This window comes from Streptomyces sp. NPDC007025 (assembly GCF_042869455.1).
GTDB lineage: Bacteria > Actinomycetota > Actinomycetes > Streptomycetales > Streptomycetaceae > Streptomyces.
The window spans coordinates 18,790-43,642 of record NZ_JBIAFT010000015.1 but is presented as its reverse complement, the minus strand read 5'-3'; the positions used below and the strand labels follow the sequence as shown (position 1 = coordinate 43,642).

Genomic DNA, 24,853 nt, shown 5'->3' with positions numbered 1-24,853 from the left:
GCAGTCCAGGACACTCCGGTGGCCGGTACGGGCCGGGGTGCTTCCGCCTTCCGGGGACCGGCCACCTTCCGGGAGGCGCGGCCGCAGAGGGCACGCGCGGAGGCTGCGCCGCGCCGGCCGGGCCGGGGGAGGGGCGCACCCCGGGTCGGTGGGCAGTCACCCCTTCGTCCGCTCCTGGAGTTCGCCGGTCTGCGACGCCTCGTCGACGGTGTGCTGGAGTATGTCGCAGGAGTGCTGGGCCTCCTCCATCAGCCGGGTCGCCTCCGCGAGGAGGATGCTGTAGGGGCGGGACGGGTCGTCGGTCGGCAGCGCGGTCTCCCGGACGTTCTCGACCAGCGCGGTCCGCTTCTCCTGCGCCGCCTCCGCCGCGCGGCACAGTCCCTCCGCCTGCCGTGGGAGGTGCTGCTCGTCGATCTCGCTGAACAGCCGGGTGATCCGGGAGAGCGCCTCCAGCAGCCCCGCGTAGTCCGTCAGGAACCCGCGGCAGTCCTCGCCGTTCTCGTCCTCCGGCCACTGGTGCAGGGCCCGGGTCAGCGACGTGAGCTGGTGGGTGACGCGCTCCAGCGCGTCGACCAGCTCCTCATAGCCGGAGAAGTCGTGGTGTGTGCGGTGCCCGGGCAGCAGTTGCCGGGGGTTGTAGTACTTGCTCTCCACAGCGGTGTTCAGCGCCGAGCGTGCCTGTGTCACCAGCGGCCCCAGGGTCGTTGCGCGCTGCCGCCAGTGTGCGGTGCGCTCGTCGTCCAGGTCGCCCTCGCGCAGCGCCGGGGCGATGTCGCTTATCAGGTCGCACAGCGAGTGGGCCAGGACGCGGATGCCGTACTCTGCGCTCCGGTAGCGCATCGGCGGCACGACGGTGACGTTGATCAGCACGCCGATCCCGCAGCCGATGCCGACGAGCATCAGGATCTGCCCTAGTTCCTCGATGCGTTCGAGGTTTCCGGAGGCGGCGGCGTAGGTGGAGAAGGCGAAGAACGCGGCCGTCGCCACCTGGGAGCCCTGGGAACCCAGCCGCCGCCACCGGCCGATGGCCATCGCGATGAGCGCGACCAGCACGAAGGTCAGCAGGTCGGGCCCGGCCAGATAGCCCAGCGCCGCCTGCACCATCACCCCGGCCGAGACCGCTGCGACGTACCGCAGCGCCTGCACGAGCGACTGATAGATGGTCACCTGCATGATGAGGACCGCGGAGAAGGGCGCGAAGGCGGGGCTCTGCGCGGCCAGCACGTTGTGTGCGACGTACCAGGCCGCGGTGGCCGCCAGGGCGCTCTTGCCGATGAGCTCCAGGGTCTGCCGCTCGTAGCCGGCCGACCCCTTCGCCCGGTCCAGCCACTGCCTCGCCCGCGCCCACCTGCCGGACGCCGCCACCTCGCGGCCGCCCTCCGGGGATCCGTCCTGCTCCTCGGTCATCGGTTGGTCCTCCTTCACCGCTTCATCCTGCGTCCCCCGACGGGCGCGGGCCGTCCGTTGCTGCGCGTGTCGGGGTGCCCCGTATTCCGGTCGACGGCGTGTGGCGGTGGTCACGCGAGCCGACTCCGGCGGCATGTGGCGGTGAGGGAACGCAGCCCGGCGGTTGTCGACCCGCCGTCACCGCATGTCTTTGCTGGTGGTAGGGGGTGTCCTTGCGGGCTCCGTTCCCAGATGTTGCCAACTTGTTCATACAGGTGGCCTTCCATGGTGCCGCTGTTGTTGACAGACTCTGCCGGTCCGACGATTCCGATTCGCCCTGTGAGGTCAGCAGACCCATGCCAGAACTCAACCGGCGCCGGTTCCTCCAGATAGCCGGCGCGACCGCGGGCTTCTCCGCCCTCTCCGGCAGCATCGAGCGGGCCGCCGCCATCCCCGCCGCCCGCCGTTCCGGCACCATCGACGACGTCGAGCACATCGTCGTGCTGATGCAGGAGAACCGGTCCTTCGACCACTACTTCGGCACCCTGAGCGGAGTGCGCGGCTTCGGCGACCCCCGCCCCGCGGCACCGACCGGCAAGCGGACGGTCTGGCAGCAGTCCGACGGACACAAGGACGTACTGCCCTACCACCCCGACGCCGAGAACCTCGGCATGCAGTTCATCGCCGGCCTCAACCACGACTGGGCGGGCGGCCACCAGGCGTGGAACGGGGGCCGGTACGACCAGTGGATCCCCGCCAAGGGCACCGGCACCATGGCGTATCTGACCCGGAAGGACATCCCCTTCCACTACGCGCTCGCCGACGCCTTCACCGTCTGCGACGCCTACCACTGCTCGATGATCGGCGCCACCGACCCCAACCGCTACTACATGTGGAGCGGACACGCCGGAAACGACGGCAAGGGGGGCGGCCCCGTCCTGGGCAACGAGGAGGCCGGCTACGGCTGGACCACCTACCCCGAACGCCTGGAGGAGGCCGGCGTCTCCTGGAAGATCTACCAGGACATCGGCGACGGCCTCGACGCGGACGGCCACTGGGGCTGGATCGAGGACGCCTACCGCGGGAACTACGGCGACAACTCGCTGCTCTACTTCGACGCGTACCGCGACGCCCGGCCCGGCGACCCGCTCCACGACAAGGCCCGCACCGGCACCGACGCCAGGCAGGGCGACGGCTTCTTCGACCAGCTCAAGGCCGACGTCAAGGCGGGCAGGCTCCCGAAGATCTCCTGGATCGCCGCACCCGAGGCGTTCACCGAGCATCCCAACTTCCCCGCCAACTACGGAGCCTGGTACATCTCCCAGGTGCTGGACGCGCTGACCGCCGACCCGGAGGTCTGGGCGAAGACGGCGCTGTTCATCACCTATGACGAGAACGACGGCTACTTCGACCACGTCGTACCGCCCTACCCGCCGGCCTCCGCGGCCCAGGGCCGCGCCACCGCGGACACCTCCCTCGACCAGTACACCGGCGGCCTCTCCGGATACGCCCCCGGCCCCTACGGCTTCGGCCAGCGGGTGCCGATGCTCGTCGTCTCGCCCTGGAGCACCGGCGGCTACGTGTGCTCCGAGCTGTTCGACCACACCTCCATCCTCCGCTTCATGGAGCGCCGCTTCGGGGTGCACGAGCCGCACATCTCGCCGTGGCGCCGGTCCCTGTGCGGAGACCTGACCTCGGCGTTCGACTTCACCCTCAAGGACACCGAACCCGCGCGGCTGCCGAGCACCGACGCCTACGAGCCCCCGGACCGGGATCGGCACGACAGCTACGTGCCCGAGCCGCCGGCCAAGCCGGTGCTGCTCCGCCAGGAGTCCGGCTCGCGGCACACACGCCCGTTGCCGTACGCACCGCTGGTGGACGGCGCGGCCCGCACCTCGGACGGCAGGTTCACCCTCACCTTCAGCGGCGGGAAGTCGGCGGGCGCCTTCTTCCTCGTCACCTCCGCGAATCGCACCGACGGCCCCTGGACCTACACCACCGAGGCGGGCAAGGAGCTGTCCGACACCTGGAACAGTGCCTACTCCGGCGGCAGCTACGACCTGACGGCGCACGGTCCGAACGGCTTCCTGCGCACCTTCAAGGGCCCCAACAAGCAGGCAGGCTGCGAGGTGACCGCACGCCACCTCGCCGAGAGCGGCGACATCGAGCTGACCCTCACCAACGCGGCCGACGCCGACCGCACGCTGACGGTGAGCAACGCCTACGGCGGCGCCGAGCAGACGCACACGGTGCACCCGGGTGGCGAAGTGGTGACCACGGTGCGGCTGCGGGAGAGCAAGCGCTGGTACGACCTCGAGGTCACCTGCGAGGCCGACCCCGACTGGACGCGCCGCCTCGCCGGCCACGTCGAGACCGGCGAGGCTGGCGTCAGCGACCCGGCCACGCTGACCGACTGACAGTCGCGTTCCGCCGTCCGCGCGCCCGGCCCGGTGCTCCACCCGGGCCGGAGCGCGGACCGGGGCGGGGCCGGATCAGGAGGGGAACGGCGCAGCGCGACCGGCCCGCGGCCGGGAGCCGATGTGCGGCGCTCAGGTGATTCGGCGGACTTCCGTGCTGCGCGCCCGGTCGGCAGGGCACAGCCCCGTGCATGCCAGCGAACACATTCCCGCGGTCCGTACGAAGAACACACACCCCCGCCCTCGCGTTGCTGTTGCTGCTCGGCCTCGCCGAAGCCGCGCCCGCGCAGGCGCTCGTCCCGCCCCTGAGCGGCACCGCCGCAGCGAATCCGCGCTCCGTGACGGCCCGTCCCGCCGGGCAGGAGCCCGAACCGCAGGAGACCGCCCCGCAGGAGCCCGAACCGCAGCGCGAGTGCACCACCGGAACCGGTCCGCGGCAGCGCGACGTCGAGGGATACCTGGGACTCCCGGTGGACGGTACCCAGTCGCCGCAGGACTGCGCCGCCATCCGGGACTTCCAGGAGCGGGAGGGCGTGCTCCCCGCGGACGGCCTCGCCTCACCCACCACCTACCGCGCCCTGTACGCGCGCTGGGCGGCCGGGCACCCCGAGCAGCTGCTGGCGGACGCGCACTGCCCGCCCGAACGCGGGCGTGTCGCCTGCCTCGATCTGACCCACCAGGTGATGTGGCTGCTCAAGGGCCGCAAGGTCGTCGTCCAGGCGGTGCCCCTGCGCAGCGGCGCGCCGGGGTACGAGACGCGCACCGGACGGTTCTCCATCCAGCGCCGCGTGCGGGACGACTATTCGAGCCTCTACCACCAGCCGATGCCCTTCAGCCAGTACTTCAGCGGGGGCCAAGCCCTGCACGGCACCCGCAAGAACATCTACAGCCCGCCCGGCTCGCACGGCTGCGTCAACCTCCGCCACGACGACGCGGAGCGCCTGTGGAACTGGATGCGGGTCGGGGACACCGTCCGCATCTGGGGGCGCAAACCCCCGGCCTGAGCCCCTCAGCCGGCCCCGTGAGCGGCGCGAACCGGGCCCGGGCGTGTTCGCGTGCCTCGGGCGCTGACACCAGCGGGTGGAGGGTGTGCGACGCGCTGTGGACCACCGCCGGGGCCTCGCTGGCGACGGCCCGCTCCAGCGCCCGCCCGGCCACTGGGCGTCGGCGCCGGGCAGCTCGGCCGCCGGTACCGGTGAGCTGAAGCCGAGGGCGGCGGCCTGCGCGGGAGGGCCCGGCCGGGCGTCCGGCGCGCTCGGGACCAGGGTCCGCAGCCGCGTCCGGTCGAGGTGCACAGGGGGAGTGCCGGGCATCGCGCGATGAACCAGGAACCCACCCGAAGCCGCGCCGGTCAACGGCTCGGCAGGCGGGAATCGCCCCCCTTCAGGTGAGCGAGGATGTCGAAGCTTCGGCATGCTCATCGACGTCGGCCAGGACATCTGGCAGCGGGTCTTCACCGCGCGCAGCGACCGGGTAGCCGCCTGGGGCGGCACCGCCGCGGGCGCCTACTGCCTGGTCTACGCCGTGGCCGACGCCGTCATCGGCATGGCCACCAGGACGCTCCACCCGCGGCTCGCCGACGCCGACCAGGCGTTCGCCGCCGTCGTCCAGCACGCCCTGCCCGCCGGGGTGAAGGGGCTGGTCCTGGCCGCCGCCCTCTCCGCGATGATGTCCACGGCCAGCGGCGTGCTGATCGCCTCCGCCACGGTCGCGCACAACGACGTCTGGGTCCGGCTGCGCCGCCTGGCAGGCCGCCGGAGCGGCGGCCCCGCGCCGCGCGAGTCCGACGGTGTCGCCTCCGACCGGGTCGCCGTCGCCGTCCTCGGCGTGCTGTCCATGGCCCTCGCCTGCGTGCTCGGCGACGTCATCGCGGCCCTCACCGCGGCCTACGACCTGCTCGTCGGCGGTCTGCCGATACCGGTGCTCGGCGGTCTGGTCCGGCGGCGCGGCAACCTCCAGGGCGCCCTCGCCACGATGGTCGCGGGCGGCAGCACGGTGCTCACCTTTATGGTGGCCGACGGGCTCCTCGCCAACGAGCCGATCTACTACGGCCTGCTCGCGGGCCTGGTCGCCTACGTGGCCGTCAGCCTGGCCACCAGGCCGACGGAGGAAGCCGTCGTCGAGGCGTGGCGCCGGCGCCTGGCGGGCGAGCACCCGGACGGTCCGGCGGCCGACCGTCCGGCGACCGCCGGGGTCTGAGACCGCGCCACCGGCCCGAGCCGGTGGCCGGCCCGACCGCTTCCACGACCGGCCGGCCACCACCGACCGCGACCGCCGACCGACCGCCGACCGACCCCGGTCTCCCGACCGGGATCCGCACGCGACCGACACACCGACCAGGAGCACGACATGACCGGCCCGCCGCTCGCCGTCTTCACCGATCCCGACGACCTGGACCCGGCCCCCGGGGTGGCGAAGCTCACCGAGGCGGGGTTCGAGGTGCGGATCGCCGACAGCCCGACCCCGGACGCCATCGTCCGGGCGGCGGGGGACGCGGTCGCCCTGCTCGTCGGATACGCCCGCATCGACGCCCACCTCCTCGACCGGCTCCCGGCGCTGCGCATCGTGGCCACCTGCTCGGCCGGCTACGACATGGTCGACACCGAGGCGGCCCGCGCCCGCGGCGTGTGGGTGTGCAACCTCCCGGGCGCGGCAACCGGGGAGGTCGCGGTCCACGCACTCGCCGCCGCCCTTTCGCTGGTCCGGGAGCTTCCGCAGGCCGACGCGGCGGTGCGGCGCGGCGGCTGGACCGGCGACCTGCCGCGGCTGCCCCGGCAACCGGGCGAGCTGACCCTCGGCCTGGTGGGCGCCGGCCGCATCGCCACCCGATTCGCCGAGCTGGCCGCGCCGCTCTTCGGCCGCGTCCTCGCCCACGATCCGCTGGACCGCCCCGCGCGCGGGCCCGCCCCCTTCCGGCGGACCGACCTGGACACCCTGCTGGCCTCCAGCGACGTGCTGTCGCTGCACGCCCCGCTCACCGACGCCACCCGCGGCCTCATCGGCGGCGCCGAGCTCGACCGGCTGCCGGAGGGCAGCGTCCTGGTCAACGTCGCACGCGGCGGCCTGCTCGACCACACCGCGCTGCTGGCAGCGCTCGACGGCGGACGACTCGCCGGGGCCGCCCTCGACGTCCTCCCCACCGAACCCCCCGCCCCGCACGACCCGCTGCGCACCCACCCCCGGCTGCTGCTCTCCCCGCACATGGCCTTCCTCTCCGACGCCGCGTGCCGCACCTACGTGGAGCGCCCGGCCGAGAACGTCGTCGCCTGGCACCGCACGGGGCAGCCCCTCACCCCCGTCGTCACGCCCGCCACCCCCGTCACCCGCGTCATCGACCCCGCCCCCGAAGGAGGCACCCTGTGACCGCCCCGACCACCCGCGCCGACCAGGCCGCCCGGACCGTCTCCGACGAGGAGCTGCGGCTGCGCCGCGAACTCGCCGCGGTCTACCGGCTGGTGGCGCACTTCCGGATGACCGACCTGATCTTCACGCACATATCGGTTCGCCTCCCCGGTCCCGAGCAGCACTTCCTGATCAACCCCTACGGCCTGCTCTTCGAGGAGATCACCGCCTCGAACCTCGTCAAGATCGACCTGTCCGGCCGCGCCGTCGAGGAGAGCCCCCACCCGGTCAACCCGGCCGGTTTCGTCATCCACAGCGCCGTGCACGCCGCCCGCCCGGACGCCCACTGCGTGCTGCACACCCACACCAGGGCCGGGTGCGCGGTCGCCGCCCAGGAGCAGGGCCTGCTCCCGGTGAACCAGATCTCCATGGAGTTCCACGGCCGGATCGGCTACCACGACTACGAGGGCGTCGCCCTCAACCTCACCGAGCAGCAGCGCCTGGTGGCCGACCTCGGCGGCCACCCGGCCATGATCCTGCGCAACCACGGCCTGCTCACCGTCGGCGAAACCCCCGCCCAGGCGTTCCTGCGCATGTACTACCTGGACAAGGCGTGCGAGATCCAGCTCTCGGCCCAGTCCGGCGGAGCCCGGCTCACCCTGCCGCCCTCCGGCGTCTGCGAACGCACCGCGCGCCAGCTCTCGGGCGAGGACGACGAGTCCGACCTCCAGGACGAGCAGGGCTACGCCCTCGCCTGGTCGGCGCTGCTCCGGCTGGTCGAACGCATCGCCCCCGACTACCGGGACTGACACCCGCGACCCGGCACCCCGCGCCCGGCACCGCAGGTCCCCAACGGCACACCGGGCCGGGGGCCGGGTGTGCCGCGCCCGCGGGACGCCCGGACCGCTGCCGGACGGAGACCCGTCCGGCCGGGAGCAGTTGAGCTGATCGAGTGTCCGGCGGCCCGCTTCGTCCGTCATCATCGGGCCATGCAGAAACTCGAGGCGCATGAGATGCCCCTGCACAAGGTGCTCAGCAGCGACTACGACTTCCATATCCCCGACTACCAGCGTCCCTATGCCTGGCAGCAGGAGCAGGCGGCCCAACTCCTCACGGATCTGCTGGAGGCACTGGACCGCAGCACGCACGAGCCGTACTTTCTCGGCTCGATCGTGCTGGTCAAGGAGGCCGGGAATCCCGAGTCCGATGTCATCGACGGCCAGCAGCGCCTCACGACGCTGACCATTCTTCTGTCGGTCCTGCGCGACCTCACCCAGGACGCGGAACTCTGCTCCGACCTCGACCGGTTGGTGATGGAGCCGGGCGCCAAGATCCGGGGACTGGACCCGAGACCGCGACTCACCATGCGCAGCCGCGACGCGGACTTCTTCGAGAAGTATGTGCAGACGAAGGGGGCGCTGGGCGCGCTGTTGGCGCTCCGTGAAGGCGAGTTGCGGACTGATGCGCAGAAGGCGGTGCTCCGCAACTCGGCAATCCTGCATCGCGACCTCGCCGCGCTGTCCGAGGAACGCCGGCTGGCATTGGCTCAGATGCTCGCAGACCGGACATTCCTTGTGGTCGTCAGCACCCCCGACCTCGAAAGTGCGCACCGGATCTTCAGCGTCATGAATTCGCGGGGCCTTGACCTGTCTCCTACCGATATCTTCAAGTCGCAGATCATCGGTGCTCTCGAAGCGGCGGAATCCCAGGACTGCGCTACCGCATGGGAGGACGCCGAGGAGATGCTGGGGCGTGATGATTTCGCCGAGCTGTTCCTCCATCTGCGCATGATCTTCGCCAAGAAGCGTGCGGAGCAGGAGTTGCTCAAAGAGTTCCCCGAACAGGTACTCAGTCGCTACCTCCCCGACCGTGCCGAAGTCTTCGTGCACGATGTTGTGCGCCCCTATGCCGAGGCGTACGCCCGCATACGGGAAGCTCGCTACGAGTCCGCCTCCGGCGCGGAGGCGGTCAACGCCTGGTTCAGGAAACTGCAGCAGGTCGACAACTACGATTGGCGGCCTGCGGCGCTTTGGGCGCTGCGACATCACGAGAACGATCCCGACTGGCTCGACACCTTCATGCGTGCGCTGGAGCGGCTGTCGGCCAGCATGTTCATCCGCCGTGTCTACACCACCCCCCGGGTGACGCGCTATGCCGAACTCCTTCGGCAACTCGACGAAGGCCATGGGCTCGACTCGCCGGCGCTCGAACTCCGAGAGGAGGAGCGGGCAGAAACGCGGGCCAAGCTCGACGGCGAGCTCTACCTGGTCGGCAAGATTCGCAAGTACGTCCTTCTCCGCCTCGACGAACTCCTGGCTCGTGGACAGGGAGTCACCTACGACCACCCGCTCATCACGGTGGAGCACGTACTGCCGCAGAACCCGAGTCCCGACTCGCAGTGGGCCGAGCTGTTCGACGAGGAACAACGTCATCAGTGGACGCACCGGCTGGGCAACCTGGTGCTGCTGAACCGTGCCAAGAACTCGGCCGCACAGAATTACGTGTTCGCTGCCAAGAAGGCCAAGTATTTCACGGGCCGTGGCGGAGTGGTCCCCTTCGCCCTGACCAGCCAGGTGCTCCAGCACAGCGAATGGACTCCCGAACTGCTCAAAGCCAGGCAGGAGAATCTGCTGGGTGTCCTCTTCGAGGAGTGGCGCCTGTGAGTGCCCGCTCCGGAGAGTCCGGGAGGGGCCGCTGGGCCCGAGTGCTCTGCGGGGTGCACTTGCGGCGCACCGGTGCACGCATCGTTCCGTGGGCGCACCGGCCGGGCAGCTCTGGCCGCGGCAGCCGCGTCCGAACGGGGAGAGCACATCGAGGAGGGCAGGACGCGGTGGACGAGTTCCTGGTGAGGGCGGATATGTCGGTTTGCGCGCGGGGTGGGGACGGCCCTCGACTGCCTCGACCCGCGCTCCGGGACCGGCGCGCTCACCGGGAGGTTCCGTGCCGGTCGCGGGTCCCGCCAGTGCTGTGACCGCACAGGTCCGCCGGGTTGGATGCCTTACAGGTTGTTGACGTAGAAGTTGGTCAGCCTTTCGACGGCGGCGTCGACGTATGCGGGCTCGTCGTACATCTCGTAGTGGCCGGCGCCGTCGATCACCATGAGGTCGACCGGGTCGGGGGCCAGCTTCCACAGCTCCATGCCCATGTCGTAGGAGCCGGTGTTGCCGATGCGTCCGGCGAGGACGACCTGGAGGGGCTGGGTCATGAGCTGATCGGCCAAGTGGAAGGCGTCGTAGCCCAGCAGGAGGGAGTCGCTGCGCAGGAGGCGCCGGTTCGTGGAGTGTTCGTTGCCGCCGCGCTCGGTGCGGTAGTAGGTGACGGCCTGAGTGGTGTCGATGTCGGTCAGGCCCGCTGCCGCGGCGTCCTCGAGGGTGTCGGGCAGCCAGTTCACGCGGGTCGTCTCGCCGGAGCGGGCCTCTTCGGTCCGTGCGTCCGCGAGGGCGTCGAGTGCTGTGGCCGGACCGTCGGGGGAGAAGCTGCGGAACGCGTTGCCGATGTTGACGGGGACGACCGTGCCGACCGCTTTGATGCGGTGGTCCGTGCGGGCGGTGTGCACGGCGTAGCCGCCGCCGGCGCAGATGCCGAGGACGCCGATGCGCTGCGGGTCGATGCCGGGGGCCGTGGTGAGCACGTCGATGGCGCAGGAGATGTCCTCGCCTCGGCGGTAGGGGTCTTCGAGGTCGCGGGGCTCGCCCTCGCTCTGACCCTGATGGGCGGGGTCGAGGACGAGCGCCGCGATGCCCCGGGCGGCGAGACGGGAGGCGTAGTTGGCGCCGATCTGCTCCTTCACGCTGCTGCCCGGGGTGGAGAGCACCACGGCGGGCAGCGGCGCGCTGCTGTCGGCGTTCTCGGGCAGGTGGAGGTCCGCGGCGAGGTTGATGGGGCCGCGCGGGATCCTGAGGTGCTGAATCATGCCTGGCTTCTTTCGGGAGATTGTTGTTCCATAGGAGTCCAGTACGCGACTGTTTTTATATGATCTGAAACTAATACGAAACTGTACCATATGGAGGGAGGGGCCGCATGCCGGTCGATGGGGCGCAGCTGTGGACGCTGAACCAGCGGCTGCTGGCAGTCGTGATGGATGCCTGCACGGAGGAGCTGGCCGAGCTCGGGTTGGAGACGAAGGAGTTCTTCGTCCTGGCCGAGGTGGAGGCATCGCCGTACCCGGCCGAGATCGCGACGGCACTGCTGCTGCCCAAGGCAAGCGTGACGGTCTACGTCCGCAACCTCGTCGCCAAGGGCTTCATCCGCCGCGAGATCGACGAAGCGGACCTGCGGCGTCACCGGCTCGTACTGACCGCTGAGGGCACAGAGGCACGGGATCGTGCACTTGCAGCCCTCGCGGCGGAGTACGACCGCAGGTTGGCGAGGGTCACCCCCCAGGACCGCACCGAGCTGCAGCGCATCCTTCAGGAGATGCTCTCGCCCGCATGAGTCCATGGTCACGAGCGGTTCGCCTGCCCGGTGAGCCTCTGCTCGCCCGTGCTGCTGTGACCGCGTAGATTCGTTGGATCGTTCAGGCTGCGGTGGCGAGGGGGTGTCTGCCCCAGCGGATCCCTTTTCCCGCTGCGGATGCGGGCGCGCTCCTTGCGTTCGGCGGCCAGGACATCGCGGTGGCGGGCGTTGGCGTTGCGCCAGCGGAGGTAGGCGTGCAGCGATGCGGTCAGCTTGGCGTCGCGCTCGGGGTCAGGCGGCTCCTTCCAGGTCTTGGTCCGGTGGAAGGTGACGCTCCGGCGGGCGAGCAGGCACCGTGACGCCTCGCGGCCGATCCGGATGACACGGCCGTGCACTCTCCGCAGGTAGGCGGCGAGCTTGCGGACGGACCAGCGGGTGAGGGGCTGGCCGAGCTTGCTCGGGCGGTGGTGGCCGTCTGGATGACGAAGTCCTCGTCGTCAGAACTGAGCAGGTGGGGACGGCCTCCCGCCCACCGAGGGGTCAAGCAGGCCGGGCCGATCTCGTTGAACCGGTGGATCACGTCGCGGACGGTGTCCTCATCGGCCTGCACCAGCTTCGCGATCACCGGCACCCGGTTCCCGCCGGCCGAAGCCAGCGGCACCATCGCGCGCCGGTAGCGCCCGAACTGGTGCTGCCCCGGCGCACGAGCTGCTGCAGCTTCTGCCCCTTCTGGTCGGTCAACCTGCGCACACGGACAAGCTCAGCCACTACACCCCCAGCAGTCGGAGCGGACGGCACCGTGCGTCCAACCGCCCGGACGACCGCCCCGGCGAACCATCCCGGCCAGAGCGCTGGCGCCGGAGAGCCGCCTCCGGTGGCCCGGAGGCGGAGCGGTCGATGGCACGGCGGCGGCTCCGGCGCTTCGTGTGTCCCTCCGTCATGTCCTGGTCAGGGACGCGGAGGTTCCGTCAGGCTGATGGTGCGGCTCTCGCCGGGGGCGACGAGGACGGTGTGCCCGCCGAGGGCGACCCGCAGCGCCGCCCGCTCCGCCGACGGGAGGCTCACCTCCAGGAAGTCCTTGCGCAGTCGGATGCGGACGCCCCAGTGCTCGCCGAAGCGGATGGTGAAGCCGTAGCTGCCCAGTTCGGGGACGGCGGCGGGCGCCAGGTGGAGCGTGCCGTCCCGTGCCTCCAGCCCGGTCAGGCCGCGCTGGACCAGGTCGAGGGTGCCGGCCATGGCGCCGAGGTGGATGCCCTCCGGAGTGGTGCCGCCCTGGAGGTCGCACACGTCGCCCCGCAGGGCCTCCTGCATGTAGCGCCATGCATCGGGCCGCTGCTCCCTGGACAGCAGCCAGCCGTGGACCAGTCCGCTGAGGGTGGAGCCGTGGCTGGTGCGGGAGAGGTAGTGGTCGACGCTGCGGTCCCAGGTCTCCTCGTCGACGTGGTACCCCAGGTGCTGGAAGAGGGCGGCCAGTTCCCGCGGCGGGAACAGGTAGCCGAGCATCAGGAGGTCGGCCTGCTTGGAGGCCTGGTAGCGATTGACGGAGTCCCCCTCGGCCTCCAGGATGCGGTCGAGTCGGCGGATGTCGCCGTACCGGTCGCGGTAGCGCTGCCAGTCCAGCTCCGCCAGCGCGTGGTAGCCGTCGAACTGGTCGATGACCCCGCCGTGGAAGGGGATGCACAGCCGCCGCGAGACCTCCTCCCAGCGGTCCAGCTCCGCCGCGGTGAGCCCCAGTTCGGCCGGCAGATGGTCCCGCCGCGGGTGGGGGAGGCCGCGGACGAGTTCCAGCGCCCGGGTGAGCACCCAGGAGGCGGCCGCGTTGGTGTAGGCGTTGTCGTCGATGCCCGGCCGTCCGCTGCCGGGGTAGGCATCGTGGTATTCGTCCGGCCCCAGCACACCCCGGATGTGGTAGCGCCCGTCGGCCGCCTCGTACGTGGCGGCGCTGGACCAGAAGCGTGCGATCGGCAGCAGGATCTCGGCGCCCTGCGTGTGCAGGAACTCCAGGTCGCCGGTGACCTCCGCGTAGCGCCAGACGTTGTAGGCGACGGCCGCTCCCACGTGGCGCTGCAACCGCGAGTGGTCCGGCAGCCAGCGCCGGGACTCCGGGTTGAGATGCAGGGTCTGGGCTTCCTCGCGTCCGTCGCTGCCGCTCTGCCACGGATACATCGCCCCCGCGTACCCGGCGGCCTCGGCGTTCCGGCAGGCCGCGGGCAGCCTGCGGTGCCGATAGGCCAGCAGGGCGCGGGAGACCTCGGGGAAGTGCAGATTGAGGTACGGGAGCACGAACAGCTCGTCCCAGAAGACGTGCCCGCGATACGCCTCACCGTGCAGCCCGCGGGCGGGCACCCCCACATCCAGACCTGCGGTGTGCGGGGAGAGGGTCTGCAGCACGTGGAAGTGGTGCAGCCGCAGGATGCGCCCGGTCTCCCCGGGCACTTCCAGATGCGCCCGCTCCCACAGGTGCCGCCAGGCGAGCCGGTGCGACTCCAGCAGTGCGGGGAAGGCGGGGGCACGTTCGACCGATTCGAGCGCCGCGGTGAGGGGAGCGCTGATCCCCCGGTCCCCGCTGCGGTAGAGGGCCGTGGTCTTGTCGACGTGCACGCTCTCGCCCGGACGCAGGGTCAGGACGAGCCGCTGCCGTGCGCGGCCGCCCTGCAGCGCGGTCACCCGGACGCGGGCGTCCGCGGCCGAGCACTCCAGGCGAGCGGCGACCGCGATCGTGTGGTGGGAGGTGCGGGTGCGGCAGTGCACCCAGACGGTGTCCTCCCCGGCGGAACCCGCCTCCGCCGCGGTCAGATGCGCACCGGAGAGGTCCTGGTACCGCTCGACGCCGCTGTTGGTCACGGTCGCGTCCAGACCGGCCTCCACCTCCAGCTCTCCGGACCAGTTCTCCGCGGTGAACGTCGTCCGCAGCGCCGCCCGGTGCGGGTCCCCCATGTGGACGATGCGCTCCTGCACCACCCGCAGCCGGTGCCCGGACGCCGGATCCCGGTACCGCAGCCGCCGGGAGAGGACTCCGCCCCACAGGTCGAGGAGCTGCCGGTGCTCCAGGAGCCCGGGCTGGTCCGGCGCCCACCAGGGCGGCTCCCCGCCGTCCCGGTCCGGGCGCGGGCGGAAGCGGAGCGGCAGCCAGTTGGGCAGGTTGACCATGTCCTCGTTCTCGACCTGCCGGTCCGAGACGTGTGAGGTGAGCCGGTCGTAGCAGCCGGCGGCGTACGTCCCCGGGTAGTGGTGCGCGTCGGCCTCGGCCTCGGGTGCGGCTCCCCGGGTGGCGAAGTAGCCGTTGCCCAGGGTGCACAGGGCCTCCCTGAGCCGTTCCTGCTCCGGCGAGTACCCCTCGTAGCTCCAGGTCCACTCGTCGTGCGGAGGTTCGTTCCCCGGCATGGTCCCACCCTCCGTCCGGCGCCGCGGGATCCCGCCACCGGGCCGGACGGGCGGTCCGGCCCGGTTCCAGGTAAACAGAGCGGCCGGGAGGCGGCCACCGCCGGCGCCCGCGGCGGCGCGCACCGGGCCCGGCCCCGGCATGCCGGTCCACGCACCGCCGGCCGGCGCGGGTGCGGGCCGGGATCAGCGGTGCGGTACGACTGCCACCGGGCAGGCCGCGTGGTGCAGGGCCGCGTGCGTGACGGGACCGATCCGGGTGGGGAACGGGTGCCCCCTGGTCCGCCGTCCGGTCACCAGGAGCGCGGCGCTGCTGCTCTCGTCCAGCAGGAACGGCGCGGCGGCGCCGAGGGCCAGCACGACACGCGTCTCGACGTCCTGGTACCGCTGCCGCCACGGCTCCAGCACCTCCTCCACCGCCCGCCCCGCCTCCGCTTCGGCCCGGTCGACGGCGGCAGGGTCCGGCAGCGCCGACGGATAGGCGTACTGGTGCTGGATGCTCCAGGCGTGCAGCACCCGGACCCCCACACCGTGCTGCCGGGCCGTCTCGTAGGCGAAGCCGAGCACCGGGTCGCAGTCGTGTGTGACATCCACCCCGACCAGCACCGGGGCCGGGGCGCCGGCCCCGCCGTCGCGGACCGCCACCACCGGCAGCGTCGCGTGGGCCACCACCGACAGTCCGACCGACCCCAGGACGAACCCGGTCACGGGCCCCAGCGCCCGGGAGCCGAGGACCAGCATGTCCGCCTCCCGGGCGGCGGTCAGCAGCGCCTTCACCGGCCGCTCACCGACCACCTCTTCCCGCACGGCGACCTCGCCGGCCGCGTCCTGCGCCGCCTGCGCCGCCGCGCGGGTGTTCTCCCGCGGCCACGAGGAACCCGGCGCCGGGCTGCTCTCGGGCGCCGGCGTCGCCCAGGGCCCGGCTGCCGCCACGATGCGCAGCACCGCGCCGCGCGCCCCGGCTTCGCGCCCCGCCCACCGGGCGGCCCGCGTGCTCTCCTCCGAGCCGTCCACCCCGACCACGACCTCGTTCATGCGAAGCCTCCCGCCGCATCGGTCCGCTGCCGTCCGGACTCCCCGGACGGTCCCGGAGGCGAGGGTCGCCACTCCCAGCCGGCGATCTCCGGCAGGTCCTCGCCGTGCTCCCGGATCCAGTCGTGGTGGCGGCTGCGCGCGTCCGCCATCCGCTGCCGCACCGCGGCGGCCCGCGGTGCCAGCCCCGGGACGCGGTCGATGACGTCCATCACGAGCCGGAAGCGGTCCATGTCGTTGCGGACGACCATGTCGAAGGGCGTGGTCGTGCTGCCCATCTCCTTGTAGCCGCGCACATGCAGCTGGTCGTGGACGGCCCGCCGGTAGGCCACCCGGTGCACCAGCCAGGGGTAGCCGTGGTAGGCGAAGACGACGGGCCGGTCCCGGGTGAAGAGCGCGTCGAACTCGTTGTCGGGCATCCCGTGCGGGTGCTCCTCGCGGGGCAGCAGACGGGTCATGTCGACGACGTTGACGACCCGTACGGCGAGTTCGGGCAGCTGCTCCCGCAGCAGCGCGGCGGCGGCCAGGATCTCCATGGTCGGCACGTCACCCGCGCAGGCCAGCACCACATCGGGCTCCCGGCCGCTCTCCCCGGACCCGGCCCAGCTCCAGATGCCCGCGCCGCGGGCGCAGTGGGCGCGGGCCTCCTCCAGGGACAGCCAGTCGAAGCAGGGGTGCTTCCCGGCGACGACGACGTTCACGTAGTCGCGGCTGCGCAGCACGTGGTCGCAGACGGACAGCAGCGTGTTCGCGTCCGGCGGCAGGTAGACCCGCACCACGTCGGGGCTCTTGTTGAGGATGTGGTCGACGAACCCGGGGTCCTGGTGCGAGAAGCCGTTGTGGTCCTGCCGCCACACGTGCGACGTGAGCAGGTAGTTGAGGGAGGGCACGGGCCGCCGCCAGGGCAGCGCGGCGGCGGTCTTCAGCCACTTGATGTGCTGCGCCGCCATGGAGTCGACGATGTGCACGAACGCCTCGTAGCAGGAGAACACCCCGTGGCGCCCCGTCAGGACGTAGCCCTCCAGCCAGCCCTGGCACAGGTGCTCGGAGAGCACCTCCATCACCCGCCCGTGCCGGTCCAGGTGCTCGTCGACCGGAAGGACCGCCTCCTGCCAGGCCTTGCCCGTCGCCCGGTAGAGCTCCTGGAGCCGGTTGGACGCCGTCTCGTCCGGTCCGACCACCCGGAAGTCGCGGCGCTCGGCGGTCGCCTCCACGAGGTCGGCGAGCAGTCCGGCGAGCACCTCGGTCGGACTGTGCCGGCTGCGGCCGGGCTCCGGCACCGGGACGGCGAACCGCTCCAGGCGTGGCAGCGGCAGCTCGCGGGTGTGCAGACCGCCGTTGGCGTAGGGCGAGGCGCCCAGCCGCAGCTCCCCGTGCGGCACGCAGGCCAGCACCTGGTCCCGGGGAGCCCCGCGCTCGTCGAACAACTCCTCGGGCCGGTAGGAGAGCAGCCACTCCGCGAGCTCCCGCAGCCGCGCCGGGTCCTCCCGCACCCCCGCCAGGGGGATCTGGTGGGACCGCCAGGTCCCCTCCACCGGTACGCCGTCCACGGTGGCCGGCCCCGTCCAGCCTTTGGGGGTCTCCAGCACGATGACCGGCCAGCGGGGCCGCTCGCCGAGCCCGGCGTCCCGCGCGGCGTTCTGGATACCGGCGATGCGCTCCATGGCGGTGTCCATGGCCCGGGCCATCGCCTCGTGCACGCGGCGCGGTTCCGTCCCGCGGACGTGCAGCGGGTCGTGCCCGTAGCCGCGCAGCAGCTGGTCCAGCTCCTCCCGGTCCATCCGCGCGGACACCGTCGGGTTGGCGATCTTGTAGCCGTTCAGGTGGAGGATCGGCAGCACGGCGCCGTCATGGAGCGGATCGAGGAACTTGTTGCCGTGCCAGGACGCCGCCAGCGGGCCGGTCTCGGCCTCGCCGTCCCCGATCACGCAGGCCACCAGCAGGTCCGGATTGTCCAGCGCGGCGCCGTAGGCGTGCGCCAGCGAGTAGCCCAGTTCGCCCCCTTCGTGCAGGGACCCCGGTGTCTGTGGCGCCACATGGCTGGGCACGCCGCCGGGCGAGGAGAACTGCGCGAACAGCCGGCCCATGCCCGCCTCGTCCCGGGTGACGTCGGGATAGAGCTCGCTGTAGCTGCCCTCCAGCCAGGAGTTCGCCAGCACCGCGGGGGCGCCGTGCCCCGGCCCCCAGATGCAGACCGTCGGCCGGCGCCATGCCCTGATGATCCGGTTGAGATGGGTGTGGACCAGGTTGAGGCCGGGGCACGTCCCCCAGTGCCCGAGCAGTCGGGGCTTGATGTGCGCCGGTTCGAGCGGCGTGCGCAGCAGCGGATTCGCCCGCAGGTAGAGCTGTCCGGCGGACAGATAGCAGGCGGCGCGCCAGTGTGCCTCCAGCGCGTCCAGCTCGGCGGCGCCGGGCGCGGGTGCGGTGGTCGGGCCTGCCTGGCCGGCTGCGGACTCTGCGGGCACGGAGACCTCCGTGACGACGAACGGCCGGCGCCGTGAAGCGCGCGGGTGGCGGTTCCTGCGATTCCCCTCCGCCCCGCCATCGTCGCCCCGTCCCGCGGAGACGGCACGCGGGAAGGCACGGTAGGACGCGGCGAGCCGGCCTCCGGCAGGCGCGAACCGCAGGATCCTCGTGCTGACGAACAACCTGGCGTTAACCCGTACGGGTGAGCGCCGGGCGGTGGGGCACCGGTCCGGTTGCCGCCGGCCGCCCGGGACGGGAGCGTTCCGTGCAGGAGCCGGGTGTCCGGGCCGGGCCCCCGGGGTCCTCTCCGGCAGGACCCGGGTGCTCCGGGGCTCGGCCGTACAGCCGGGGCACGGCCCGGCGACCGGGACCCGGCCCTCCGCCGGGGGGACCCGGCAAGGGAGCCCGCTCTCCGCGCCGCGCGCCGGGCGTCCCGGCCGGTGAGCCCGGCGCCACGACAGCAGGGAGCCAGCATGACCAGTCGCACCCCGTACGCACGCCGCGGAGCGCCGCGGTGAACGCCGCTCCGGTTGTCGTCGGCACGGACGGTTCCGAGCCGGCCGGAGCGGCGCTGGCGCTGGCCGCCGGGGAGGCCGCGGCACACGGCAGGCGGCTGGTGATCGCCCACGCCGTGGACCGGACACCGCCACCGAGCCTGGCCGCGGTGCGCCACGAGACCGGTGCGCACGCACTGCGCGAGCGCGGTGAGAGCATCCTGCGCGAAGCACGTACCCGGGCCGCGGACCTCGCACCGGGCCTCGCGATCGAGACCGCGCTCTCGACGGACGACGCCCGCTCCCAGCTGGCGGCACTCGCGGCGGAGGCGTTCTTGACGGTGGTCGGCAGCCGCGGACACGGCCGGGTCGCGGGCGGACTGCTCGGCTCGGTCACCCGCCACCTGACCGCCGTCGCCCCAACCCCGGTACTGGTGGCCCGCTCCGCGCGGCCGCCGGCCGGCCCGGTGGTGCTCGGCGTGGACGGCTCGCCCGCCGCCGAAGCGGCGACCGCCTTCGCCTTCCAGGAGGCGGCCGTGCACGAGACGGACCTGCTCGCGCTGCACGCGTGGACGGAGTGGAGCGTGCCCACGCTCCCGCACACCGACCCCACCAGATCCATCGAGGAGGTCGTGGAGGAGCTGCGGGGCGGGGAGGAGCGCCTGCTCGCCGAGGCGGTGGCCGGCTGGGCCGACCGCTGTCCGGAGGTGCCCGTCGAGCGGCGGAGCGTGAACGGGCGCATCCGGCAGACCCTGCTCGACGCGGCCGCCGGTGCGGGACTCCTGGTCGTGGGCTCGCGGGGGAGAGGCGGCTTCCCCGGGCTGCTGCTGGGATCGGTCAGCAGCGCGATGCTGCAGCACGCACCCTGCCCGGTCGCCGTGGTCCCCGGCACGGACCGGGAGCCCTGAGACGCGGGCACCGCATGGCTCCCCCTCCCGCGCCGCCTCCGGCGGGGCGCCCGCGGACGTCGAGGACAGCGGTCTCAGGGATGCGGTACCACGGCCACCGGTGCGGACGCGTGGTGCATGACCCCGTGTGTCACGGGGCCGATGTGCGTACCCAGCCGGGCGGCGCGGGTGCGCCGCCCCACCACCAGCAGCCGGGCCTCGGCGGCGGCCCGCGTCAGCAGCACTGCCGGCTGCTCCAGGACGGCGCGCGCGTCCACCGCCACCTCGGGGTAGCGCTCGGCCCACGGCTCCACCGCCTGCTTCAGCAGCGTCGCGCGTTCGCCCAGCACGTCCTCCAGCGCCGTCGCGGCCAGCGGCAGCGGTCGCGCCCCGTAGACCGGCGGCGGCTCCCACCCGTGCAGGACCGTCAGCGGTGCGCCCCACCTCCGGGCGGCCGCGAAGGCGAACTCCAGCGGCTCCGCGGCCGGTTCCCGCACGTCGAAGCCCACGACCACGCCGGGTGCCGGGTGCGCGGAGACCCGCTCCGCGGGCTCGGCCGTCCCCCGTGCGGCGCGCTCGTCCGTACGGGAGGAGTCCCGGACGAGGACGAGGGGGCACCGGGTGTGGGCGACCACGGGGAGGGCGACCGAGCCGACCAGGAAGCCGTGCACGGCACCCAGCCCGCGCGAGCCGAGGACCAGCAGCTCGGCCTCGCCCGACAGCTGCGTCAGGACCCCCGCGGCGGCCCCCTCCAGCGCCGAGGTGCTGATCGGCACGGCGGGATGCTCGGCGCGCAGCTGGGCCGCGACGGTCGGCAGCACGTCGGACGCCTCCGCCTGCCCGCCCGGCTCCGGTGCCGCCTCCGCTCGCGCCTCCGGCTCCCGCCCCGGAGCGGCACCCGCCGGACCCGTCCGGACCGCCACCAGGCGCAGGGCCGACTCCCAGCGCTGCGCGGTACCGGCTGCCCACCGTGCAGCCGCCGTGCTCTCGGGCGAGCCGTCGAGGCCTACCGTGAAGCTCGGGCCCATCTCGCACCCTCTTTCACCAAGACCGGTATGCCCGCCATGCCGGGCATCGGGCATACCGTCAGCGTCGCGCCCGGTCCGGGTGCTGTCCACCGGTGCCGCTCCGCGGGAACGCCGTACCGGCCGCCGTACCTGGCGCAGCGCCGGTGCCCGGTACCGGGACGGCCCGGTGCGACCGGGGCCGGGCGGTCCCGGCCGGCGGGCTCCGTGTCCGGCGGTCAGTCGTCCGCGGCCGGCCGCCCCGGGGACTCCGTGGGCAGCGTGATGCGGAAGCGGGTGCGTCCCGGGCGGCTCTCGACGTCGGCGGTTCCGCCGTGCGCGGAGACGACGGCGTCGACGATGGCGAGCCCCAGGCCCGTGGACCCCTGCTCCCGCGAGCGTCCCGCCTCGCCCCGGGTGAACCGGTGGAAGACCTGGCCGAGGAGTTCCCGCGGGATCCCCGGTCCGTCGTCGGTGACGGTCAGCACGGCCTCCCGCGCCGCGCGGCCGAGGACCGCCTCCACCCGGGTACCGGGCGGAGTGTGCCGGCCGGCGTTGGCGAGCAGATTGCTCACCACCTGCTGCAGGCGGAATCCGTCACCGACGACGACGACCGGTGCCGCGGGCAGGTCGAGGGTCCAACGGTGTTCCGGATACAGCGTCCGGCAGTCCTCCGCCGCGTCCAGCAGCAGCCGCGTCAGGTCGACCGGCTCCCGCTCCAGCGAGCGTCCCGCGTCCAGCCGCGCCAGCAACAGCAGTTCGTCCACCAGGACGCTCATCCGGCGGGACTCGGCAGCCACCCGCTCCAGCGAACGGCGGACGTCGCCGGGCAGCGGACCGGGGTGCCGCAGCGCCAGCTCGGCACGCGCCCGCACATTCGCCACCGGGGTCCGCAGCTCGTGGCCCGCGTCGGCGGCGAAGGTCCGCAGCCGCTCCTCGACGGCGTGCCGCCGGTCCAGCGCGTCCCCCACGTGCCCGAGCATCCGGTTGATCGCCGTCGCCACCCGTCCGACCTCCGTCGCCGGATCCGCCCGGGGAACCGGCGGCGGCATGTCCACCTGCCCCGAGGCCAGCGGCAGTTCGGCGACCCGGTCCGCCGTGTCCGCCACCCGCTCCAGCGGCAGCAGGGACCTGCGCACCCAGAGCGCGCCCACGGTCCCGGTGGCCGCCAGAGCGAGCCCGAACACCCCCGCCTCCACGGCTTCCAGACGGTGCAGGGTCTCCTCGACCGGATGCAGGGGCAGCCCCGTCAGCAGGGTGTCGTGCTCGTCCCCGGACCAGGCCGCCACCCGGTAGTCACCGACCCCGGTCAACGAGACGGTGTGCCCCCGGCCGTCCCGCGGCACGGCGACGAGGGCGCGCCGGTCCGCGGGGGTCAACTCGAGGCGGTCGTCGTCGGTGTCCTTGACCACGGCGGCCCCGACGACCCGGCCGCCGACGATCCGCGCCCCCAGCGTGTCCTCCGCCTGCCCCCGGGTGTCCCCGTCCCCGTCGTTGTCGGCGTCGGGTGCGTGCTCGTGCTCCAGGCTGGCGGCGAACCGGCCGCGCCCGGCGGTGAGCTGCTCGTCCAGGCGGTCCGTGAGGAACCCCCGCAGCGCCAGCACGGTGGCGGCCCCCACGGAGGTGCAGACGACCGCCAGCAGGACCACCAGGCCGAGGATGAGGCGGCCGCGCAGCGAGCGGGGCGCGGGGAGCCGGCGCACCTCAGTTCGCCTCGGGCCGCAGCACGTAGCCGACGCCGCGCACCGTACGGATCAGCGGCGGCCGGCCCGCGTCGATCTTCTTGCGCAGATAGCTGATGTACAGCTCCACCACATGGGAGCGCCCGCCGAAGTCGTAGGACCAGACGTGGTCGAGGATCTGTGCCTTCGACAGCACCCGGCGGGGATTGCTCATCAGATAGCGCAGCAGCTCGAACTCGGTCCGGGACAGATCGACCGGAGCGCCGCCGCGCGTCACCTCGCGCGCCTCCTCGTCCAGCACCAGGTCGGCCACGATCAGCCGGGGGCCCGTCGGGTCCGCGGCGGCTGCCGGTCCGGCCCTGCGCAGCAGCCCCCGCAGCCGCGCCAGCACCTCCTCCAGGCTGAACGGCTTGGTGACGTAGTCGTCCCCGCCCGCCGTGATGCCCGTCACCCGGTCCTCGACGGCGTCCCGCGCCGTGAGGAACAGCACGCACACCTCCGGACGGGCGGCCCGCAGGGTGCGCAGCACGGCCAGCCCGTCCTGGTCGGGCAGCATCCAGTCCAGTACGACGGCGTCGGGCTCGAACTCGGCCGCGCGGCTGAGGGCGGCGGCCCCGGTCCGGGCCGTCCGCACCCGCCAGCCCTCCTCGCGCAGAGCGACGGCCAGGACCTCCGTCAGGTCCTCCTCGTCGTCCACGACGAGGACGCGGGCCGGGCTGCCGTCCGGCCGCAGCGGTCCGGTCGGGGTGCAGGCGGAGTCTTCCATGGTGCCTCCAGGATCGCCGATCCTCCCGCCCGTGCGGGGCCGCCTCGCCTATGAATTCCCTCTGAGCCGCACAGCGGGACGCTTCTTCAGAGGCTTCTCTGAAGAAGCGGGGGCACCGTGGGCGTCGCCGCCGGGCACCGTGCCCGGTGCGCCGTCCCGGCCGCAAGGAGGCCCCCGTATGGCAGCCCACGCCGCACGTTCCACCCCGCCGCGCCGCGGCCGGGCCGGGCTGCCCCTGCCCGGCCGCGACACCTCGGCCGCACTCCTCGTGTACGCCGCGGGCTGGCTGGGCGCCGCCGGTGTGGTGGCCCTGTGGTGGGCCGACACCGGGTCGGTGGTCGGCGCCGCGGGCTGGCTGACCGGCGCCGGGCGGCTGACCGGGCTGCTGGCCGGATACCTGTGCGCGGTCCTGGTCGTCCTGATGGCGCGGATACCCGTGCTCGACCGCACCCTGGGCACCGACCGGCTCGCCCGGTGGCACGCCGCCGCCGGCCGCTACACGATCTCCCTGATCCTGGCGCACGCCGTGCTGATCACCGAGGGGTACGCACTCACCGGGGGAACCGGGCCATTGCGGCAGACCGCCCGGCTGGTCCTGGACTACCCGGACATGCTCAAGGCCACCGTCGCCTGCGCGCTGTTCCTGGCCACCGCCGTCCTCTCCGCCCGAGCGGCCCGGCGCAGGCTCAGCTACGAGACGTGGTACTTCCTGCACCTGCTGACCTACGCGGCGATCTTCCTCGCGTTCGGCCACCAGCTGAGCAACGGCGCCGAGTTCACCGGCGACCCGGCCGCGCGGGCCGCCTGGTACGCGCTCTACGCGACGGCCGCGGGGCTGCTGGTGGTCTTCCGGCTGCTGGCACCCCTGCGGTTCGGCCTGCGGCACCGGCTCCGGGTCGCCGAGGTGCGCCCCGAGGGCCCCGGCGTCGTCTCGGTCCGGCTCACGGGACGCCGGCTGGGCGAGATGGCGGCACGGGAGGGCCAGTTCTTCCGCTGGCGGTTCCTCGACCGGCGCCTGTGGTGGACCGCGACCCCCTACTCGCTGTCCGCCCCCGTCGGACCGCACGGGATGCGGATCACGGTCAAGGCGGCGGGCGGGCACAGCGCCGCCCTCGCCCGGCTGCGGCCCGGTACCCGGGTGTGGGCCGAGGGCCCCTACGGGGCGATGACCGCGGCGCGCGCCCGCTCCTCGAAGAGCCTGCTGCTGGCGGGCGGGGTCGGAATCGCCCCGCTGCGTGCCCTGTTCGAGACACTGCCCGGCGATCCCGTGCTGCTCTTCCGCGCCCGCACCCCGAACGACCTGGTGCTGCGCGAGGAGCTGGACGCCATCGCCGCGGCGCGCGGAGCCCGGGTGCACTACTCGGTCAGTGAACCGTCCGGCCTGCGGCTGCCCATGGAACCGGGCGCGCTGCGCGCACTGGTGCCGGACGTCGCCGAGCGGGACTGCTTCGTCTGCGGGCCGCCCGGGATGGCCGAGGCCGCCCGGTCCGCTCTCGTGGCCGCCGGGGTCCCCTCCCGCCGCATCCATCAAGAAGCCTTCGCCCTGTGACGCGGAGCCTTCGCTCCGCGTGCCGCCGGGCCTTCGCTCCACAGGCAGCGCC

At 73.1% G+C, this 24,853-nt stretch carries 18 protein-coding genes and 1 pseudogene; 9 read left to right on the top strand and 10 right to left on the bottom strand.

Translation table 11 applies throughout. From position 1 onward, the window contains the following. Window positions 1-156: 156 nt before the first annotated feature. Complete coding sequence (locus ACFYMO_RS26415; protein WP_366772511.1) at window positions 157-1,407, bottom strand: aromatic acid exporter family protein; 1,251 nt, start codon at window positions 1,405-1,407, stop codon at window positions 157-159. Between the two features lie 335 nt (window positions 1,408-1,742). Between ACFYMO_RS26415 and ACFYMO_RS26410 the strand changes: the two genes are divergently transcribed. The 6 genes from ACFYMO_RS26410 (at window position 1,743) to ACFYMO_RS26385 (ending at window position 9,808) form a co-directional block, all read left to right on the top strand. Then, complete coding sequence (locus ACFYMO_RS26410) at window positions 1,743-3,803, top strand: phosphocholine-specific phospholipase C (protein WP_388549451.1); 2,061 nt, start codon at window positions 1,743-1,745, stop codon at window positions 3,801-3,803. 191 nt (window positions 3,804-3,994) lie between these two features. Then, a complete protein-coding gene (locus ACFYMO_RS26405; protein ID WP_388549448.1) occupies window positions 3,995-4,807 on the top strand; it encodes a L,D-transpeptidase family protein in 813 nt (270 codons plus the stop codon). A gap of 409 nt (window positions 4,808-5,216) precedes the next feature. Further along, entirely contained in the window at window positions 5,217-6,002 is a 786-nt protein-coding gene (locus ACFYMO_RS26400; protein ID WP_388549446.1) for a hypothetical protein, read from the top strand. 150 nt (window positions 6,003-6,152) lie between these two features. Further along, on the top strand, window positions 6,153-7,166 hold the full coding sequence (locus ACFYMO_RS26395) for a C-terminal binding protein (RefSeq protein WP_388549443.1): 1,014 nt from the start codon (window positions 6,153-6,155) through the stop codon (window positions 7,164-7,166). Further along, window positions 7,163-7,954 carry a class II aldolase/adducin family protein gene (locus ACFYMO_RS26390; RefSeq protein WP_388549441.1) on the top strand — a complete coding sequence of 264 codons (792 nt, stop codon included), beginning with the start codon at window positions 7,163-7,165 and terminating at the stop codon, window positions 7,952-7,954. Before ACFYMO_RS26395 ends, ACFYMO_RS26390 begins: the two co-directional genes overlap by 4 nt. Before the next feature lie 180 nt (window positions 7,955-8,134). Further along, window positions 8,135-9,808 (top strand): DUF262 domain-containing protein, encoded by a 1,674-nt coding sequence (locus tag ACFYMO_RS26385; RefSeq protein ID WP_366772517.1) that lies wholly within the window; start codon window positions 8,135-8,137, stop codon window positions 9,806-9,808. Window positions 9,809-10,143: 335 nt separating this feature from the next. Here ACFYMO_RS26385 and ACFYMO_RS26380 read toward each other — a convergent pair whose 3' ends face one another. Next, window positions 10,144-11,148, bottom strand: coding sequence for an alpha/beta hydrolase (locus ACFYMO_RS26380; RefSeq protein WP_388549437.1), 1,005 nt, complete (start codon window positions 11,146-11,148; stop codon window positions 10,144-10,146). A 17-nt stretch (window positions 11,149-11,165) separates the two neighbouring features. Here ACFYMO_RS26380 and ACFYMO_RS26375 point away from each other — a divergent pair, with 17 nt between their 5' ends. After that, a complete protein-coding gene (locus ACFYMO_RS26375) occupies window positions 11,166-11,579 on the top strand; it encodes a MarR family transcriptional regulator (RefSeq protein WP_366772519.1) in 414 nt (137 codons plus the stop codon). Between the two features lie 8 nt (window positions 11,580-11,587). Here ACFYMO_RS26375 and ACFYMO_RS26370 read toward each other — a convergent pair whose 3' ends face one another. From ACFYMO_RS26370 to ACFYMO_RS26350, 5 genes and pseudogenes are all read right to left on the bottom strand, one after another. Further along, window positions 11,588-11,935: a hypothetical protein gene (locus ACFYMO_RS26370; RefSeq protein ID WP_388549623.1), complete on the bottom strand. Its 348-nt coding sequence runs from the start codon at window positions 11,933-11,935 to the stop codon at window positions 11,588-11,590. A gap of 155 nt (window positions 11,936-12,090) precedes the next feature. Continuing rightward, a pseudogene (locus ACFYMO_RS26365) lies at window positions 12,091-12,204 on the bottom strand (helix-turn-helix domain-containing protein); the annotation flags it as partial. Window positions 12,205-12,488: 284 nt separating this feature from the next. Further along, window positions 12,489-14,924 (bottom strand): glycoside hydrolase family 65 protein, encoded by a 2,436-nt coding sequence (locus ACFYMO_RS26360; protein WP_388549434.1) that lies wholly within the window; start codon window positions 14,922-14,924, stop codon window positions 12,489-12,491. 183 nt (window positions 14,925-15,107) lie between these two features. Continuing rightward, window positions 15,108-15,956, bottom strand: coding sequence for a universal stress protein (locus ACFYMO_RS26355; protein WP_366772521.1), 849 nt, complete (start codon window positions 15,954-15,956; stop codon window positions 15,108-15,110). Continuing rightward, entirely contained in the window at window positions 15,953-18,418 is a 2,466-nt protein-coding gene (locus ACFYMO_RS26350; protein ID WP_388549430.1) for a phosphoketolase, read from the bottom strand. Before ACFYMO_RS26350 ends, ACFYMO_RS26355 begins: the two co-directional genes overlap by 4 nt. 515 nt (window positions 18,419-18,933) lie before the next feature. On the opposite strand from ACFYMO_RS26350, the gene ACFYMO_RS26345 reads away from it, so the two are divergent. Next, window positions 18,934-19,821 (top strand): universal stress protein, encoded by an 888-nt coding sequence (locus ACFYMO_RS26345; RefSeq protein ID WP_366772522.1) that lies wholly within the window; start codon window positions 18,934-18,936, stop codon window positions 19,819-19,821. A 74-nt stretch (window positions 19,822-19,895) separates the two neighbouring features. Here ACFYMO_RS26345 and ACFYMO_RS26340 read toward each other — a convergent pair whose 3' ends face one another. The 3 genes from ACFYMO_RS26340 to ACFYMO_RS26330 all read right to left on the bottom strand — a co-directional run bounded on the left by ACFYMO_RS26340 (window position 19,896) and on the right by ACFYMO_RS26330 (window position 23,252). Further along, complete coding sequence (locus ACFYMO_RS26340) at window positions 19,896-20,828, bottom strand: universal stress protein (RefSeq protein ID WP_388549427.1); 933 nt, start codon at window positions 20,826-20,828, stop codon at window positions 19,896-19,898. Between the two features lie 215 nt (window positions 20,829-21,043). After that, window positions 21,044-22,507: a sensor histidine kinase gene (locus ACFYMO_RS26335; protein WP_388549424.1), complete on the bottom strand. Its 1,464-nt coding sequence runs from the start codon at window positions 22,505-22,507 to the stop codon at window positions 21,044-21,046. Between the two features lies 1 nt (window position 22,508). Beyond that, the gene (locus ACFYMO_RS26330; protein WP_366772525.1) at window positions 22,509-23,252 is read right to left on the bottom strand and encodes a response regulator transcription factor; all 744 of its coding nucleotides are present in this window, start codon (window positions 23,250-23,252) and stop codon (window positions 22,509-22,511) included. A 178-nt stretch (window positions 23,253-23,430) separates the two neighbouring features. Between ACFYMO_RS26330 and ACFYMO_RS26325 the strand changes: the two genes are divergently transcribed. Then, window positions 23,431-24,801, top strand: coding sequence for a ferredoxin reductase family protein (locus ACFYMO_RS26325; protein ID WP_366772526.1), 1,371 nt, complete (start codon window positions 23,431-23,433; stop codon window positions 24,799-24,801). Window positions 24,802-24,853: the final 52 nt, after the last annotated feature.

Coding starts and splice junctions, on each gene's coding strand:
- ACFYMO_RS26400 (WP_388549446.1), top strand. CDS start 5,217: ATGCTCATCGACGTCGGCCAGGACATCTGGCAGCGGGTCTTCACCGCG.
- ACFYMO_RS26340 (WP_388549427.1), bottom strand. CDS start 20,828: ATGGGCCCGAGCTTCACGGTAGGCCTCGACGGCTCGCCCGAGAGCACG.
- ACFYMO_RS26325 (WP_366772526.1), top strand. CDS start 23,431: ATGGCAGCCCACGCCGCACGTTCCACCCCGCCGCGCCGCGGCCGGGCC.
- ACFYMO_RS26410 (WP_388549451.1), top strand. CDS start 1,743: ATGCCAGAACTCAACCGGCGCCGGTTCCTCCAGATAGCCGGCGCGACC.
- ACFYMO_RS26380 (WP_388549437.1), bottom strand. CDS start 11,148: ATGGTACAGTTTCGTATTAGTTTCAGATCATATAAAAACAGTCGCGTA.
- ACFYMO_RS26375 (WP_366772519.1), top strand. CDS start 11,166: ATGCCGGTCGATGGGGCGCAGCTGTGGACGCTGAACCAGCGGCTGCTG.
- ACFYMO_RS26330 (WP_366772525.1), bottom strand. CDS start 23,252: ATGGAAGACTCCGCCTGCACCCCGACCGGACCGCTGCGGCCGGACGGC.
- ACFYMO_RS26395 (WP_388549443.1), top strand. CDS start 6,153: ATGACCGGCCCGCCGCTCGCCGTCTTCACCGATCCCGACGACCTGGAC.
- ACFYMO_RS26355 (WP_366772521.1), bottom strand. CDS start 15,956: ATGAACGAGGTCGTGGTCGGGGTGGACGGCTCGGAGGAGAGCACGCGG.
- ACFYMO_RS26385 (WP_366772517.1), top strand. CDS start 8,135: ATGCAGAAACTCGAGGCGCATGAGATGCCCCTGCACAAGGTGCTCAGC.
- ACFYMO_RS26360 (WP_388549434.1), bottom strand. CDS start 14,924: ATGCCGGGGAACGAACCTCCGCACGACGAGTGGACCTGGAGCTACGAG.
- ACFYMO_RS26405 (WP_388549448.1), top strand. CDS start 3,995: ATGCCAGCGAACACATTCCCGCGGTCCGTACGAAGAACACACACCCCC.
- ACFYMO_RS26415 (WP_366772511.1), bottom strand. CDS start 1,407: ATGACCGAGGAGCAGGACGGATCCCCGGAGGGCGGCCGCGAGGTGGCG.